The organism is Streptomyces sp. NPDC051183 (assembly GCF_040682455.1).
Classification (GTDB): domain Bacteria; phylum Actinomycetota; class Actinomycetes; order Streptomycetales; family Streptomycetaceae; genus Streptomyces.
Genome location: NZ_JBFBBA010000033.1, coordinates 46,040 through 59,688 on the forward strand (window position 1 = coordinate 46,040; position 13,649 = coordinate 59,688).

The 13,649-nt window shown below is 71.8% G+C and carries 11 protein-coding genes; 7 read left to right on the forward strand and 4 right to left on the reverse strand.

Annotated features, from left to right (window positions below; all coding sequences use genetic code 11):
- Nucleotides 1–287 precede the first annotated feature (287 nt).
- Nucleotides 288–3,008, forward strand: coding sequence for a pyruvate, phosphate dikinase (ppdK, locus tag AB0M99_RS26675; RefSeq protein ID WP_365924630.1), 2,721 nt, complete (start codon nt 288–290; stop codon nt 3,006–3,008).
- 396 nt (nt 3,009–3,404) lie between these two features.
- On the forward strand, nt 3,405–4,451 hold the full coding sequence (locus AB0M99_RS26680) for a helix-turn-helix domain-containing protein (protein ID WP_365924632.1): 1,047 nt from the start codon (nt 3,405–3,407) through the stop codon (nt 4,449–4,451).
- A 64-nt stretch (nt 4,452–4,515) separates the two neighbouring features.
- Here the strand turns inward: AB0M99_RS26680 and AB0M99_RS26685 are convergent, their stop codons facing one another.
- Entirely contained in the window at nt 4,516–5,676 is a 1,161-nt protein-coding gene (locus AB0M99_RS26685; RefSeq protein WP_365924634.1) for an alkaline phosphatase PhoX, read from the reverse strand.
- A 208-nt stretch (nt 5,677–5,884) separates the two neighbouring features.
- On the opposite strand from AB0M99_RS26685, the gene AB0M99_RS26690 reads away from it, so the two are divergent.
- Nucleotides 5,885–6,346: a group III truncated hemoglobin gene (locus tag AB0M99_RS26690; RefSeq protein WP_365924636.1), complete on the forward strand. Its 462-nt coding sequence runs from the start codon at nt 5,885–5,887 to the stop codon at nt 6,344–6,346.
- A 110-nt stretch (nt 6,347–6,456) separates the two neighbouring features.
- Nucleotides 6,457–6,864, forward strand: a complete 408-nt coding sequence (locus AB0M99_RS26695) for a VOC family protein (RefSeq protein ID WP_365924638.1) — start codon at nt 6,457–6,459, stop codon at nt 6,862–6,864.
- On the opposite strand, the gene nirD is transcribed toward AB0M99_RS26695, so the two are convergent.
- From nirD to AB0M99_RS26710, 3 genes are read right to left on the reverse strand one after another with little or no spacing between them, the layout of a single operon-like run.
- Nucleotides 6,865–7,200, reverse strand: a complete 336-nt coding sequence (gene nirD / locus AB0M99_RS26700) for a nitrite reductase small subunit NirD (RefSeq protein WP_365924640.1) — start codon at nt 7,198–7,200, stop codon at nt 6,865–6,867.
- Entirely contained in the window at nt 7,197–9,734 is a 2,538-nt protein-coding gene (nirB, locus tag AB0M99_RS26705) for a nitrite reductase large subunit NirB (protein ID WP_365924642.1), read from the reverse strand. The genes nirD and nirB overlap by 4 nt, the downstream gene beginning before the upstream one ends.
- A 2-nt stretch (nt 9,735–9,736) precedes the next feature.
- Nucleotides 9,737–10,984, reverse strand: coding sequence for an FAD-dependent oxidoreductase (locus AB0M99_RS26710; protein ID WP_365924644.1), 1,248 nt, complete (start codon nt 10,982–10,984; stop codon nt 9,737–9,739).
- A gap of 157 nt (nt 10,985–11,141) precedes the next feature.
- Here AB0M99_RS26710 and AB0M99_RS26715 point away from each other — a divergent pair, with 157 nt between their 5' ends.
- The 3 genes from AB0M99_RS26715 (at nt 11,142) to AB0M99_RS26725 (ending at nt 13,629) form a co-directional block, all read left to right on the forward strand.
- The gene (locus AB0M99_RS26715; protein WP_365924646.1) at nt 11,142–12,464 is read left to right on the forward strand and encodes a ferredoxin reductase family protein; all 1,323 of its coding nucleotides are present in this window, start codon (nt 11,142–11,144) and stop codon (nt 12,462–12,464) included.
- An 84-nt stretch (nt 12,465–12,548) separates the two neighbouring features.
- Complete coding sequence (locus AB0M99_RS26720) at nt 12,549–12,815, forward strand: hypothetical protein (RefSeq protein ID WP_365924648.1); 267 nt, start codon at nt 12,549–12,551, stop codon at nt 12,813–12,815.
- 37 nt (nt 12,816–12,852) lie between these two features.
- On the forward strand, nt 12,853–13,629 hold the full coding sequence (locus tag AB0M99_RS26725; RefSeq protein ID WP_365924650.1) for a TSUP family transporter: 777 nt from the start codon (nt 12,853–12,855) through the stop codon (nt 13,627–13,629).
- The last annotated feature ends 20 nt before the right edge of the window (nt 13,630–13,649 follow it).

A 13,649-nucleotide genomic window follows, 5' to 3' on the forward strand; every position in this document is an offset into this window, starting at 1 on the left:
AAGACTTTCAAAGGGTGGCACCCAGTGCCACCCTTTCTGTGTTCAAGACTTGAACGCAAATGTATCGATGATCGCTCATCCGAGCGGATTCAAGCCTCAGGAGCCCCCTCATCCTTCGGAACCTGAAGGCTCTTCGTATGTTCTGGCTACTCATCGGTTACTTTCGATCTGGTGGCGCACGAGTGGTTACAGCCGCATGACGACCAAGTGGACGTACCCATAAGCCTTTGATCTGGGTATGTTCCTGGCCGTCAGGGCAGCCACCGAGCCTCGAGGAGTCGAGACCCGTGTCGGAAAACAAAGATCAGAAGTTCGTCTACGACTTCACCGAGGGCAACCGCGACCTCAAGGACCTTCTCGGCGGCAAGGGAGCCAACCTCGCCGAGATGACCAACCTGGGTCTGCCGGTCCCTCCCGGCTTCACCATCACCACCGAGGCCTGCAAGGTCTACCTCGAGAGCGGCACGGCCCCCGCCGAGCTCCGCGAAGAGGTCAGCGCGCACCTTGCCGCCCTCGAGGCCAAGATGGGCAAGAAGCTCGGCCAGTCGGACGACCCGCTGCTGGTCTCGGTCCGTTCCGGCGCCAAGTTCTCGATGCCCGGCATGATGGACACCGTCCTCAACATCGGCCTCTCCGACGAGTCCGTGACCGGCCTCGCCTCCCAGGCCGGTGACGAGCGCTTCGCGTGGGACTCCTACCGCCGCCTCATCCAGATGTTCGGCAAGACCGTCCTCGGCGTCGAGGGCGAGCTCTTCGAGGAAGCCCTCGACGAGGCCAAGGCCGCCAAGAAGGTCACCGTCGACACCGACCTCGACGCCGCGGACCTGAAGAAGCTGGTCAAGCACTTCAAGAAGATCGTGGCGAAGGAAGCCGGCCGCGAGTTCCCGCAGGACGCCCGCGAGCAGATGGACCTCGCCGTCGAGGCGGTCTTCAACTCGTGGAACACCGACCGCGCCAAGCTCTACCGCCGCCAGGAGCGCATCCCGAGCGACCTGGGCACCGCCGTCAACATCTGCTCCATGGTCTTCGGCAACCTCGGCCCCGACTCCGGCACCGGTGTCGCCTTCACCCGCGACCCCGCCAGCGGCCACGCGGGCGTCTACGGCGACTACCTCCAGAACGCCCAGGGCGAGGACGTCGTCGCGGGCATCCGCAACACCGTCCCGCTCGCGGACCTGGAGGCCATCGACAAGGCCTCGTACGACCAGCTCATGACGATCATGACGACGCTGGAGACCCACTACAAGGATCTCTGCGACATCGAGTTCACGATCGAGCGCGGCCAGCTGTGGATGCTCCAGACCCGCGTCGGCAAGCGCACCGCCGGCGCCGCCTTCCGCATCGCCACCCAGCTCGTGGACCAGGGCCTGATCGACGAGGCCGAGGCGCTCCAGCGCGTCAGCGGCCACCAGCTGGCGCAGCTGATGTTCCCGCGCTTCGACGAGGGTGCCGCCGGCAAGAAGGGGACCGAGCTGCTGGGCCGCGGCATCGCCGCCTCCCCGGGTGCGGCGGTCGGCAAGGCCGTCTTCGACTCCTACACGGCCGTCAAGTGGTCCCGCTCCGGCGAGAAGGTCATCCTGATCCGCCGTGAGACCAACCCGGACGACCTGGACGGCATGATCGCCTCCGAGGGCATCCTGACCTCGCGCGGCGGCAAGACCTCGCACGCCGCCGTCGTCGCCCGCGGCATGGGCAAGACCTGTGTCTGCGGCGCCGAGGAGCTCGACGTCGACACCAAGCGCCGCCGGATGACGGTCGGCGGGACGGTCATCGAAGAGGGCGACGTCGTCTCCATCGACGGCTCCACCGGCAAGGTCTACCTCGGTGAGGTACCCGTCGTACCGTCCCCGGTCGTCGAGTACTTCGAGGGCCGCATGCACGCCGGCGCCGACGACGCCGACGAGCTCGTCGCCGCCGTGCACCGGATCATGGCGTACGCGGACCGGGTCCGCCGCCTGCGGGTGCGCGCCAACGCCGACAACGCCGAGGACGCGCTGCGCGCCCGCCGCTTCGGCGCCCAGGGCATCGGCCTGTGCCGCACCGAGCACATGTTCCTCGGTGAGCGCCGCGAGATGGTCGAGCGCCTGATCCTCGCGGACACCGACGGCGAGCGCCAGGAGGCACTGAGTGCCCTGCTGCCGCTCCAGAAGAAGGACTTCGTCGAGCTGTTCGAGGCGATGGACGGCCTGCCCGTCACCGTCCGCCTGCTCGACCCGCCGCTGCACGAGTTCCTGCCCGACATCACCGAGCTGTCGGTGCGCGTCGCCCTCGCCGAGTCCCGCAAGGACGCCAACGAGAACGACCTGCGCCTGCTCCAGGCCGTGCACAAGCTGCACGAGCAGAACCCGATGCTGGGTCTGCGCGGTGTCCGCCTCGGTCTGGTCATCCCCGGCCTGTTCGCCATGCAGGTACGGGCGATCGCCGAGGCCGCGGCCGAGCGCAAGAACGCCAAGGGCGACCCGCGCGTCGAGATCATGGTCCCGCTCGTGGGCACCGTCCAGGAGCTGGAGATCGTCCGCGAGGAGGCCGACGCGATCATCGCCGAGGTCGAGGCCGCCACGGCCACCAGCCTCAAGCTGACGATCGGCACGATGATCGAGCTGCCGCGCGCCGCGCTGACCGCCGGCCAGATCGCCGAGGCCGCGCAGTTCTTCTCCTTCGGCACGAACGACCTGACCCAGACGGTGTGGGGCTTCTCCCGCGACGACGTCGAGGCCAGCTTCTTCACCGCGTACCTGGAGAAGGGCATCTTCGGGGTCTCGCCCTTCGAGACCATCGACAGGGACGGCGTCGGCTCCCTGGTCCGCTCCGCGGTCCAGGCCGGCCGGGCCACCCGCCCCGACCTCAAGCTCGGCGTCTGCGGCGAGCACGGTGGCGACCCCGAGTCCGTCCACTTCTTCCACGAAGTGGGCCTCGACTACGTCTCCTGCTCGCCCTTCCGGATTCCGGTAGCGCGCCTGGAGGCGGGCCGCGCGGCCGCCGATGCGAAGGGCAGCGACAGCCGCTGACCCCGATCCCCGGCCCCGTTCGACGGGCCCAGTAGACCGCGGCTGCCCCCGGGTTCCCTGACCCCCGAGGGCAGCCGCGCCTATTTCTTTTTCGTTCAACGAAACCTTTACGGCGGCAGGCGGTGGACGGATCCCCACCCGTCCACCGCCTGCCGCCAATCCACCGGGCACGTCGGCGCTTCCCGGTGCGACCGACCGCCAGGCCCCGCAAAGCCCCCCACGGCCTTCACGGAGCGTTTCGGTCGCACCGGAGTGTGCCCGGCGGAGTACAGGATTTCGGTTGTCACGCCCTCGCCGAAAGGGGTTTCAACTGTGGCCGAAAGGGCGTGGTGACGTCGTGTGACGGCATGCATACTCATGGGGCGGGGGGATTGCGGTTGCACAGGTGGGGGTTCGGTGCTGCGTATCCATTTCACTGGAGTGGACCTGGCACGCGTACGGATGGCAGGGCGTCCCGATGCGTTGTGGGAAACGATTCTTAGTTTTCACCGTTTAAGAGACCGGCGTGATGCCCGGCTGTTCGGTGAATGGCGTACGGAAACCCGGAGCAGGTTGAATGGTGAAACACGTCTGCTCGGTACGCTCATACCGAGTCGCGGCTATTTCCCCGATTTCCTGACCCCCGTGGAGGGTCAGTACGGATGGGACGTGGGCCTCGACGCGCTGCGCGGGATCCGTCCCGAGCGGATGCGCCGCGAGCTCGCGCTCGTCGGCGCGGGCGCCGGGCCCGGCACCGGAGTCGGCTTCGAGGCGGCCTTCGGGACCCCGCCGCCGAGCAGGCTGCGCGAGTTCATGGACGGCGGCACCAAACACCTGCCCCGGCTGCTGAGCGAGCTGCGCGGCTACCACCGGGCGGCCGTGGAGCCGTACTGGACCCACATCCAGGCCCAGATCGAGGCCGAGCGCGCCGCGCGCGGCCGCGCCCTGCTCGACGGGGGAGCGGACGAGCTGCTGGCCTCGCTGCCGCCGATGCTGCGCTGGCGGGCCCCGGTGCTGGAGTGCGACTACCCCGTGGACCGTGACGTACGGCTGCGGGGGCGCGGGCTGCTCCTCCAGCCGTCGTTCTTCTGCCGGCGCACCGCGGTGACCCTGCACGACCCGGACCTGCCGCCGGTACTGGTCTACCCGGCCGCCGCCCAGCTGGCCTCGGCGCCGGGCTCCGCCGGCGGCGAGGCGGCCCGGCCCGCGGAGGAACAGCGCCAGCGCACCCTGGGCAAACTCGTCGGGCACACCCGCTCGGTGGTGCTGCGGGCCATCGGCGACGGCGCCACCACCAGCGAACTGGCCCGCCGCGCGGGGGTCTCGCTGGCCTCCGCGAGCCAGCACGCCTGCGTGATGCGCGAGGCGGGCCTGGTCACCACCCTGCGCCGGGGCAACGCCGTGCTGCACACGGTGACCCCGCTGGGGGCCGCGCTGCTCAAGGGCGGCGCCGTGGCTTCGTAGGAGGCGGGCAGGACGCGAGCAGCCCCCGGCCCTGGTCGGGTCGGGGGCTGCTCGGGGGCGCCCGTCAGGTGCGGAACGGGCCCGTCACCTCGTAGGTGATGCCCGCCGACGAGCTGCCGCTCGTACCGCGCTGGCTGGAGAAGTAGAGCCGGTTGCCGGCCGGCGAGAAGGCCGGGCCGGTGATCTCGGAGGAGGACTGGCCGGTGATCCGCAGAAACGGGGCGACCACGTCGTCCGGGGTGATCACGCAGATCTCCATGTTGCCGCCGTCCTCGGCGACGTACAGGTCCCCGTACGAGGACCCGGTGACGTTGTCCACGCCGGTCAGCGGGGCTCCGCCGCCGGGCACGAGCGAGTCGTCGTAGGCCAGCTCGTACGTGCCGTTCGCGAGGTTCAGCTGCCAGACCCGGTTGTCGCCCTTGGTGGTGAACCAGACCGTGTCGTTGGCGTAGTGGCAGCCCTCGCCGCCGTTGAACTTCTTCGAGCCGGAGACCTGGCTGCGGGTCGCGGTCGGGGAGCCGTCCGGGTCCGGGACGTTCTGCCAGGTGAAGGAGCCGGAGGTGCCCGTTCCGGCCTTCAGGACCTGGAGGGTGCCGGAGGAGAGGTTGCCCCAGGTGGTGGGGATGAACCGGTAGAAGCAGCCGTTGGTCTCGTCCTCGGTGAGGTAGACCACCTGGCGCACCGGGTCGGCGGCAGCCGCCTCGTGCTTGAAGCGGCCCATCGCCGGGCGCTGCACGGCCGCGTTCACGCCGTACGGGTCGGTCTCGTAGACGTAGCCCAGGCTGACCTCCTCGCAGGACAGCCAGGTGTTCCAGGGGGTCTTGCCGCCGGCGCAGTTCTGGCGGGTGTTGGAGAGGATCCGGTACGCGCCGGTGATGGTGCCCGAGGAATTGAATTTCACCGCGCTCGCGCCGCCGGAGGGGTTTATCTCGGAGTTCGACACGTAGATCCAGCCGGTGCCGTCGGCGAAACACGCACCGCCGTCGGGAGCGCTGTGCCAGGTGTAGGAGGTGCCGCTGACGGTCTGGCTCGACCGGGCGATCACCCGGCTGGTGAAGCCGGAGGGCAGCATGATGCCGTTCGCGTCCGCGGCGCCGAGCGCCCCGTAGGGTCCGGCTCCGGGCTGGGCGGGGGCGGCGTAGGCGGCCCCGTGCATCAGGGTTCCGCCGAAGGCGGCGGCCGACGAACCGATCACTGCGCCGCGCAGGAAGGTACGACGTTCCACGGTCACTCCTGGGGAGGGGAGGGCTCCGCGTCCGGTCGGACGCGGAGTCGCACGCGTCGAGGAACCTAGGAGGCTTGAGTTGACGTGACTCCAACTCCTCATGACGCGGGAGCGACCGGCTCGGGGTCAATGGGCCGAGCCGCACATGTGACCTACTGCGGGACTTTCTCCCCTGGGGAGGCCCCGGGTGGGGAAGGATGGTGGATCGATGAACCACTTCGCCGCCGAAGCCGATATCTCCGGCCGCGCCGACCTCGACGTCGTGCTGCGCCGCTTCTACACGGCCGCCTTCGCGGACCCGCGGATCGGGCCCTTCTTCACCGAGATCGCCGGTACCGACCTGGAGGTGCACCTCCCGCGGATCACCGACTTCTGGGAGCGGGCCCTCTTCCGCAGCGCCGACTACCGCCGCAACGCCTTCGCCCCGCACGCCGCGGTGAACTCCGCGCGGGCGATGACCGCCGAGGACTTCGGGCGCTGGGTGCAGCTGTGGCGCGCCACGATCGACGGCCTGCACCGGGGGCCGAACGCCGAGCGGGCCAAGGCGCAGGGCGAGCGGATCGCCCTGACCCTGCACAAGCGCCTCGCCGGCCCGGACGCCCCGCTGGAGGGCGAGGACAACCTCGGCTTCGTCCCGCTGGCCGCACTGGAACTCCGTACAGTGGCCTGACCTGCGGTTTCGAGGAACCTCAAAAAAAGTGCACCGGGAGCGATGAGTTTCCCGCGACTCCCCGGTCTATCTCTCGAAAGCGACAACGCGCCGAGAGAAGAGGGACCGGGATGTCCGCCACCATGATCTTCGTGAACCTGCCCGTCAAGGACCTGGACGCCACCAAGGCCTTCTGGGCGAAGCTGGGCTACTCCTTCAACGCCCAGTTCACCGACGAGAACTGCGCCTCCATGCCCATCAGCGACGCCATCGTCGCCATGTTCCTCACCGAGGCCCGCTACAAGGACTTCACCCACAAGGCCATCGCGGACGCGAGGACGACCTCCGAGGTGCTGCTCTGTCTGAGCGCCGAGAGCCGCGCCGCGGTCGACGAGCTCGTCGACGGGGCCCTGGCGGCCGGAGCCACCGAGCCCCGCCCCGCCCAGGACCACGGCGTCATGTACGGCCGGGCCTTCGACGACCTCGACGGCCACACCTGGGAGATCATGTGGATGGACCCGGCGATGGTCCAGGGCTGATCAGGACGAGGTCGCGGCGGTCCGCACCGGATACGTCCGGACCGCCACCTCCTCGTCGTCCAGGCAGCTCCCCGACTCCAGGTCGAAGCGCTGCTTGAGCAGCGGCGAGGCCACGAACGGCCGCCCGCCGGCCGAGCCGACCAGCCCGCGCGAGAGCACCTGCGCCCCGGTGAAGGGGTCCCGGTTGCCGATGGCGTACGGACGCCCCGCGCGGTCCACGAACACCGCGGCCTGACTCCCGTCGGGCAGCAGCGCGGCCACCCCGCGCCCGGGGATCAGCGCGGACAGCTCGCACACGGTGAGCCATCCCTCGTCCACCTGAAGTTCCACGGTCATCGGGTGCCTCCCACGGGCTCCAGGGTGAGGACGGCCAGGTCGGGCTTGACCTGGTCGCGCTCGGGGACGAACTTGACGGTCGGGTCGGGGGCGCCGGGCGCGTTGACGAAGGACACGAACCGGCGCAGCCGCTCCGGGTCCTGGAGGGTCTCGGCCCATTCGTCGCGGTAGTGCGACACGTGGTCGGACATCAGCGACTCCAGCTCCGCGCACAGCCCGAGCGAATCGTGGACGACCACGTCCCGCAGGTGGGCCAGGCCCCCCTCCAGCCGCTCCAGCCAGGCCGAGGTGCGCTCCAGCCGGTCGGCCGTGCGGATGTAGAACATCAGGAACCGGTCGATGAGCCGGATCAGCTCCGCGTCCGACAGGTCCTGGGCGAGCAGGTCGGCGTGGCGCGGGGTGGCCCCGCCGTTGCCGCCGACGTAGAGGTTCCAGCCGCTCGCCGTGGCGATCACGCCGAAGTCCTTGCTCTGGGCCTCGGCGCACTCGCGGGCGCAGCCGGAGACCGCCGACTTGAGCTTGTGCGGGGCGCGCAGCCCCCGGTAGCGCAGCTCCAGGTCGATGGCCATCCGCACGCTGTCCTGGACCCCGTAGCGGCACCAGGTCTGGCCGACGCAGGACTTCACCGTCCGCAGGGCCTTCCCGTACGCGTGCCCGGACTCGAAGCCGGCCTCGACCAGCCGGGCCCAGATCCGCGGGAGCTGGTCGACGCTCGCGCCGAAGAGGTCGATGCGCTGCCCGCCGGTGATCTTCGTGTAGAGGCCGAAGTCGCGGGCCACCTCGCCGATCACGATGAGCTTGTCCGGGGTGATCTCACCGCCGGGGATGCGCGGGACGACCGAATAGGAGCCGTTGCGCTGGAGGTTCGCGAGGAAGTGGTCGTTGGTGTCCTGGAGGGCGGCCTGCTCGCCGTCCAGGACGTAGCCGCTCGCGCCCAGGGTGGGGGCGAGCGAAGCGATGATCGAGCCGACGGTGGGCTTGCAGACCTCGCAGCCGTCGCCGCCGCGGGCCTCCGGGCGGCCGTGGCCGTCGAGGATCTGCCGGTAGGAGGTCAGCCGACGGGTACGGACGATCTCGTAGAGCTCGGCGCGGGTGTACGGGAAGCAGCCGCACAGCCCTTTGTCGGCGGCGGCCGGCAGCAGCTGGCCGATCACCTTCAGGCAGCTGCCGCAGCCGGTGCCCGCCTTGGTGCACTTCTTGACCTCGGGCAGCGTCCCGTAGGCGGTGATGGCCTTCTTGGTGACGTTGTGGCAGGAGCAGATGACCGCGGTGTCGGGCAGCGAGGCCGGCCCGAGGGCCGCGGGCGCGCCGATCCCCGCGGGCAGGACCAGCTGCTCGGGGGCGACGGGCGGGACGGAGCCGGTGAGCGGGCGCAGCAGTCCGTACGAGTCCGCGTCGCCGACCAGGACCCCGCCGAGGAGGACACCGTCGGCGGAGACGACGACCTTCTTGTAGACCCCGGAGCGGGAGTCGGAGTAGACGACGTCGAGGCTGTCGGCGGCGGCTCCGTGCGCGTCGCCGAAGGAGGCCACGTCCACGCCGAGCAGCTTCAGCTTGGTCGACAGGTCGGCGCCGGTGAACTCCTTCTCCCGGCCCAGCAGGTCGTCGGCGGCCGTCTCGGCCATCTCGTAGCCGGGGGCGACCAGGCCGTAGACGCGGCCGTCGGAGGCGAGTGCGCACTCGCCGATGGCGTAGATCTGCGGGTCGGAGGTGCGGCAGCGGGAGTCGACCGTGATGCCGCCGCGCTCCCCGACGGTCAGGCCGCTGTCGCGGGCGAGCTGGTCGCGGGGGCGGACGCCGGCGGAGAAGACGACGAGGTCGCTCTCGACGGTGGAGCCGTCGGAGAGCCGCATCCCGCTGACCGAGCCGTCGTCGCCCGTCAGCACCTCCTGGGTGCCGACGCCGGTGTGGACGGTCAGGCCCATGGACTCGATCGTGCGCAGCAGGGCCGCGCCGCCGCCCTCGTCGACCTGGACCGGCATCAGGCGCGGCGCGAACTCCACGATGCGGGTGCTCAGGCCCAGCCCCTGCAGGGCGCCGGCCGCCTCCAGGCCGAGGAGCCCGCCGCCGACGACGGCGCCGCGGGTCCGGGTCTTGGCGTACTCCTCGATCGCGAGGAGGTCCTCGATGGTGCGGTAGACGAAGCAGCCCGGGGCGTCCTTGCCGGGGACGGGCGGCACGAAGGGGTAGCTGCCGGTCGCCAGCACCAGGACGTCGTACGGGAACACCTGCCCCGAGCGGGAGGTGACGGTACGGGCCTGGCGGTCGACGCTCTCGGCGGGGTCGTCGAGGTGCAGCCGGATCCCGTGCTCGGCCATGAACCCGGCCGGGGTGAGCGAGAGGTCCTCGGGGGTGCTGCCGGAGAAGTAGGAGGTCAGGTGCACGCGGTCGTAGGCGGGCCGGGGCTCCTCGCAGAGCACGGTGATCCGGTGCGTGGCGGTGGCGCCGCGCTCGGCGAGTGCTTCCAAGTAGCGCTGGCCGACCATGCCGTGGCCGATGAGCACGATGGCGGGAGAGGGCGTGGATGCGGCCATGATCAGGAGCCTCCGTCGTCGGTGAGCAGGTGGAACAGGTCGGTCAGGGGCTCGCCGTCCTCCCAGCTGCGGGCGAGGGCGCCCACGCTGGAGAGTTCGCCGAGCAGGACCCCGCCGACGAGCCGGTCGCCGCGGACGACGACCTTGCGGTAGGTGCGGCGGGTGGCGTCCGCGAGGCGCACCACGTCGTCGCCCGGGAGCGGGGTGGTCTCACCGAATGCGGCGAGGTCGAGGGGGGGCTGGTCGGCCCCGCCGAGGGTGAGCCGGGTCAGGGCGCGGGTCCCGGTGTAGCCGGGGGCGGGTCCGCCGAGGACCGCGGCGAGGGCGTCGGCCTGCTCCAGGGCCGGGCCGGCCAGGCCGTACACCCGGCCCCCGTGCTCGGCGCAGTCGCCGATGGCGTGGATGCGGGGGTCGCTGGTGCGCAGCTGGTCGTCGACCACGATCCCCGTGCGCACGTCGAGGCCGGCGGCCTGCGCCAGGCCGGTGCGCGGCCGCACCCCGCAGGCGAGCACGACGACGTCGGCGTCGAGCCGGTAGCCGTCGGCGAGCTCGACCCCGGTGACCGTGCGGGGTCCGGGGCGCCGGCCCGGCTGCGGGGCCGCGGGCGAGGTGGTCAGGCCGCGGGCGCGGCACTCGGTGTGGATCTCCACGCCGAGGGTGGTCAGGTGCTCGCGCAGCAGGGCGGAGGCGTCCGCGTCCAGCTGGCGTTCCATCAGGCGCTCGCCCTGCTGGGCCAGGACCACCTGTGCGCCCCGCTCCGCCAGCGCGCGGGACGCGGACACGCCGAGGAGCCCGCCGCCGATCACCACCGCGCGCACGCCGGGCCGTACGACCGCAGCCGACAGGGCCAGGCAGTCGTCCATCGTGCGGAACGCGTGCACGCCGTCCGGGAGCTCCCGCCCCTCGGGTTCGAAGAGTCCCCGCAGCGGAGGCAGGACCGGGTTGGAGCCGGTGGCCAGCACCAGCACGTCGTACTGCTCCGTGCTGCCGTCGTCGCAGTGGACCGTGCGGTCGGCCCGGTCGATGCGGACCGCCCGCACTCCCCGGCGCAGCGCCGGGCCCGGGTCGGGGAGAGCGTTCACCTCCGGCGCGTACCGGCCCGCCAGGACCTCGGCGAGCAGGACGCGGTTGTACGGGGCGTGCGTCTCCTCGCCCAGCACGGTCACCGCCGCGGCTCCGGCGAGCCGCTGTGCGAGCCGAAGGCCCGCGAGGCCGCCGCCGATCACCACCACACGCTGTTTCGAGGTCATGGCACGAGAGTGCGCGGCCGCTGTTTCCCCGCAGCATCCGCCTTGTTACCCGGACGGAACACGGACCTCAGTGCCGGGGTTAAGCGTCAGTGAGGCGTTCCTCAAGGCCGCCTTAAGGATCATCCGGGGGCCCCGGGGGCCGCCTAGCGTGGGCCGCATGCGAGATGCGGTGGTGCGGGTCAAGGGCGGGATGCTCGGCGGGGCGGGGGTGGTCACCCTGCTGTGGGCGGCGCAGGTACGGCCCTCGGCCCGGCTCGACGCGCTGTTCGCCACCGCCGCCCACCTCACCGGGCTGCTCGCCGGGTACGGGGTGCTGGTGCTGCTGTTCCTGATGGCGCGGGTGCCCGCCGTCGAGCACGGGGTCGGCGCGGACCGCCTCGCCCGCTGGCACGCCCTGGGCGGCCGCCACGTGCTGCTGCTCTGCTTCGGGCACGGGCTCTTCGCCCTGTGCGGGTACGCCGTGCACGAGGGGGTCGACGTCGTCTCCGCCGTCCGCGCGCTGCTCCGGTACCCGGCGCTGGCGGCCGCCTTCGCCGGGACCCTGCTGCTCGTCGCCGTCGGCGTCACCTCGGCCGGGTCCGTACGCCGCCGCGTCTCCCACGAAACCTGGCGCGGGGTGCACCTCCTCGTATACCTCGCCGCCGCGCTCGCCTTCGGCCACCAGCTCGCCGGGCCGGATCTCGCCCCGGTCGCCTGGTTCTGGGCGCTCGCGCACACCGCCGTCGCCGTCCTGCTGGTCTGGTACCGGGCCGTGGTCCCCGTACGGCAGGCCCTGCGGCACGCGCTGCGGGTCCTGGAGGTCCGGTCCGAGGGGCCCGGGGTGGTCTCCGTCGTCATGTACGGGCGGCACCTCGCGGAGCTGCGCGCGGAACCGGGGCAGTTCCTGCGCTGGCGGTTCCTGCAGCGGCGGCTGTGGCACACGGCCCTGCCGTTCTCGCTGTCCGCGCCGGTCCGCGGGAACACCCTCCGGATCACCGTGAAGGGGCTCGGCGGCCACTCCCGCCGGATCCGCCGGCTGCGCCCCGGGACGCGGGTGCTGGCCACCGGGCCGTTCGGGGCGCTCACCGCGGCCCGGCGCACCCGCGCGAAGGTGCTGCTGATCGCCGGCGGTGTCGGGATCACCCCGATGCGGGCCCTGTTCGAGACGCTGCCCGGCGGGCCGGGGGAGATCACCCTGCTCTACCGGGCCGGGGCCGAGGAGCACCTGGTCCTGCGCTCCGAGCTGGAGGCGATCGCCGCCGAGCGGCAGGCCGGGCTGCACTACCTGCTCGGGCCGTCCGGGGCTGCCCGGGGGCACCTCCCAGCGGTAGCTGGGGGAGATCCGCTGGCTCCGCAGGCGCTGGCCGCGCTGGTGCCGGACCTGGCCGAGCACGACGTGTACCTGTGCGGGCCGCCGGGGATGGCCGAGGCGGCGCAGACCTCGCTGCTTCGGGCCGGGGTGCCGGCCGGACGCATCCATTCCGAGTCCTTCAGCTTCTGAGTCCCGCTGCTGTGCCCCGCTGCTGCGCCCCCGCTTCTGAGCCCCCGCTTCTGCGCCCCGTTCCGTCCGAGAGGCCTTCCCGCCATGCGCCACCCGCTGCACATCGCCCTGTCCGCTCCGGACGCAGTGGCGGCCGCGGCCCCCGCACCCGCCCGGCACCGCAAGCCGCCCTCCTGGCGGGCCGCGCCGGCCCGCGTACCGCCCGCGTGGCGGCTCGCGGCCGGGCTGGGGCTGGCCAGCGTGCTGGCCGCGAGCGCGCTGACGGCGGCCGTGGACCCGGCGGCTCCGGCCGCCCCGGACCGGGCTCCGGCCGGGCGAAGCTCAACCTTTGCGCAAGTTTCCGGCGATTGATGGCCACTGCACCCAACTGCTCCATAGGGTCGTGGCCGTGCCTGACATATCAACGACCATGGTCATCGTGCTGTGCGTGGCCGCCGCGGCGGCCGGCTGGATCGACGCGGTGGTGGGCGGCGGCGGCCTCCTGCTCCTGCCCGCCCTGCTGCTCGGCCTGCCCCACGCCCACCCCGCCACCGTGCTCGGCACCAACAAGGCGGTGGCCATCGTCGGCACCGCGGGCGCGGCGGTGACGTACGCGCGCAAGGCCCCGGTGGACGTGAAGACCGCCGTCCGCATCGGCCTGGCCGCACTCGCCGGGTCGATGGGCGGGGCCGCGCTGGCGGGCGGCATCAGCAAGGACGCGCTGCGCCCGCTGATCATGGTCGTGCTCGTGATCGTGGCGGGTGTCGTGATCTTCAAGCCGGGGTTCGGCACCGCCCCCTCCGCCGCGCCCGCCGGCCGTCAGCGGGTGCTTCTCGCCATCGGCCTGGCCGGTCTCGGCATCGGCTTCTACGACGGCCTCATCGGACCCGGCACCGGCACCTTCCTGGTACTGGCGCTCACGGCCGTGCTCCACCTCGACCTGGTCACCGCCTCCGCCACAGCCAAGATCGTCAACTGCTGCACCAACGGCGGGGCGCTCGCGATGTTCGCCTACCAGGGCATGGTGCTGTGGCAGCTGGCCGCGCTGATGGCGGTGTTCAACCTGGCCGGAGGCATGGTCGGGGCCCGGATGGCACTCAAGAAGGGAAGCGGCTTCGTCCGCGGGGTGCTGCTGACGGTCGTGGGTGCGCTGGTGATCAAGCTGGGGATCGAGCAGTGGGGATGACGGCCGCGACGCGCCGTCGG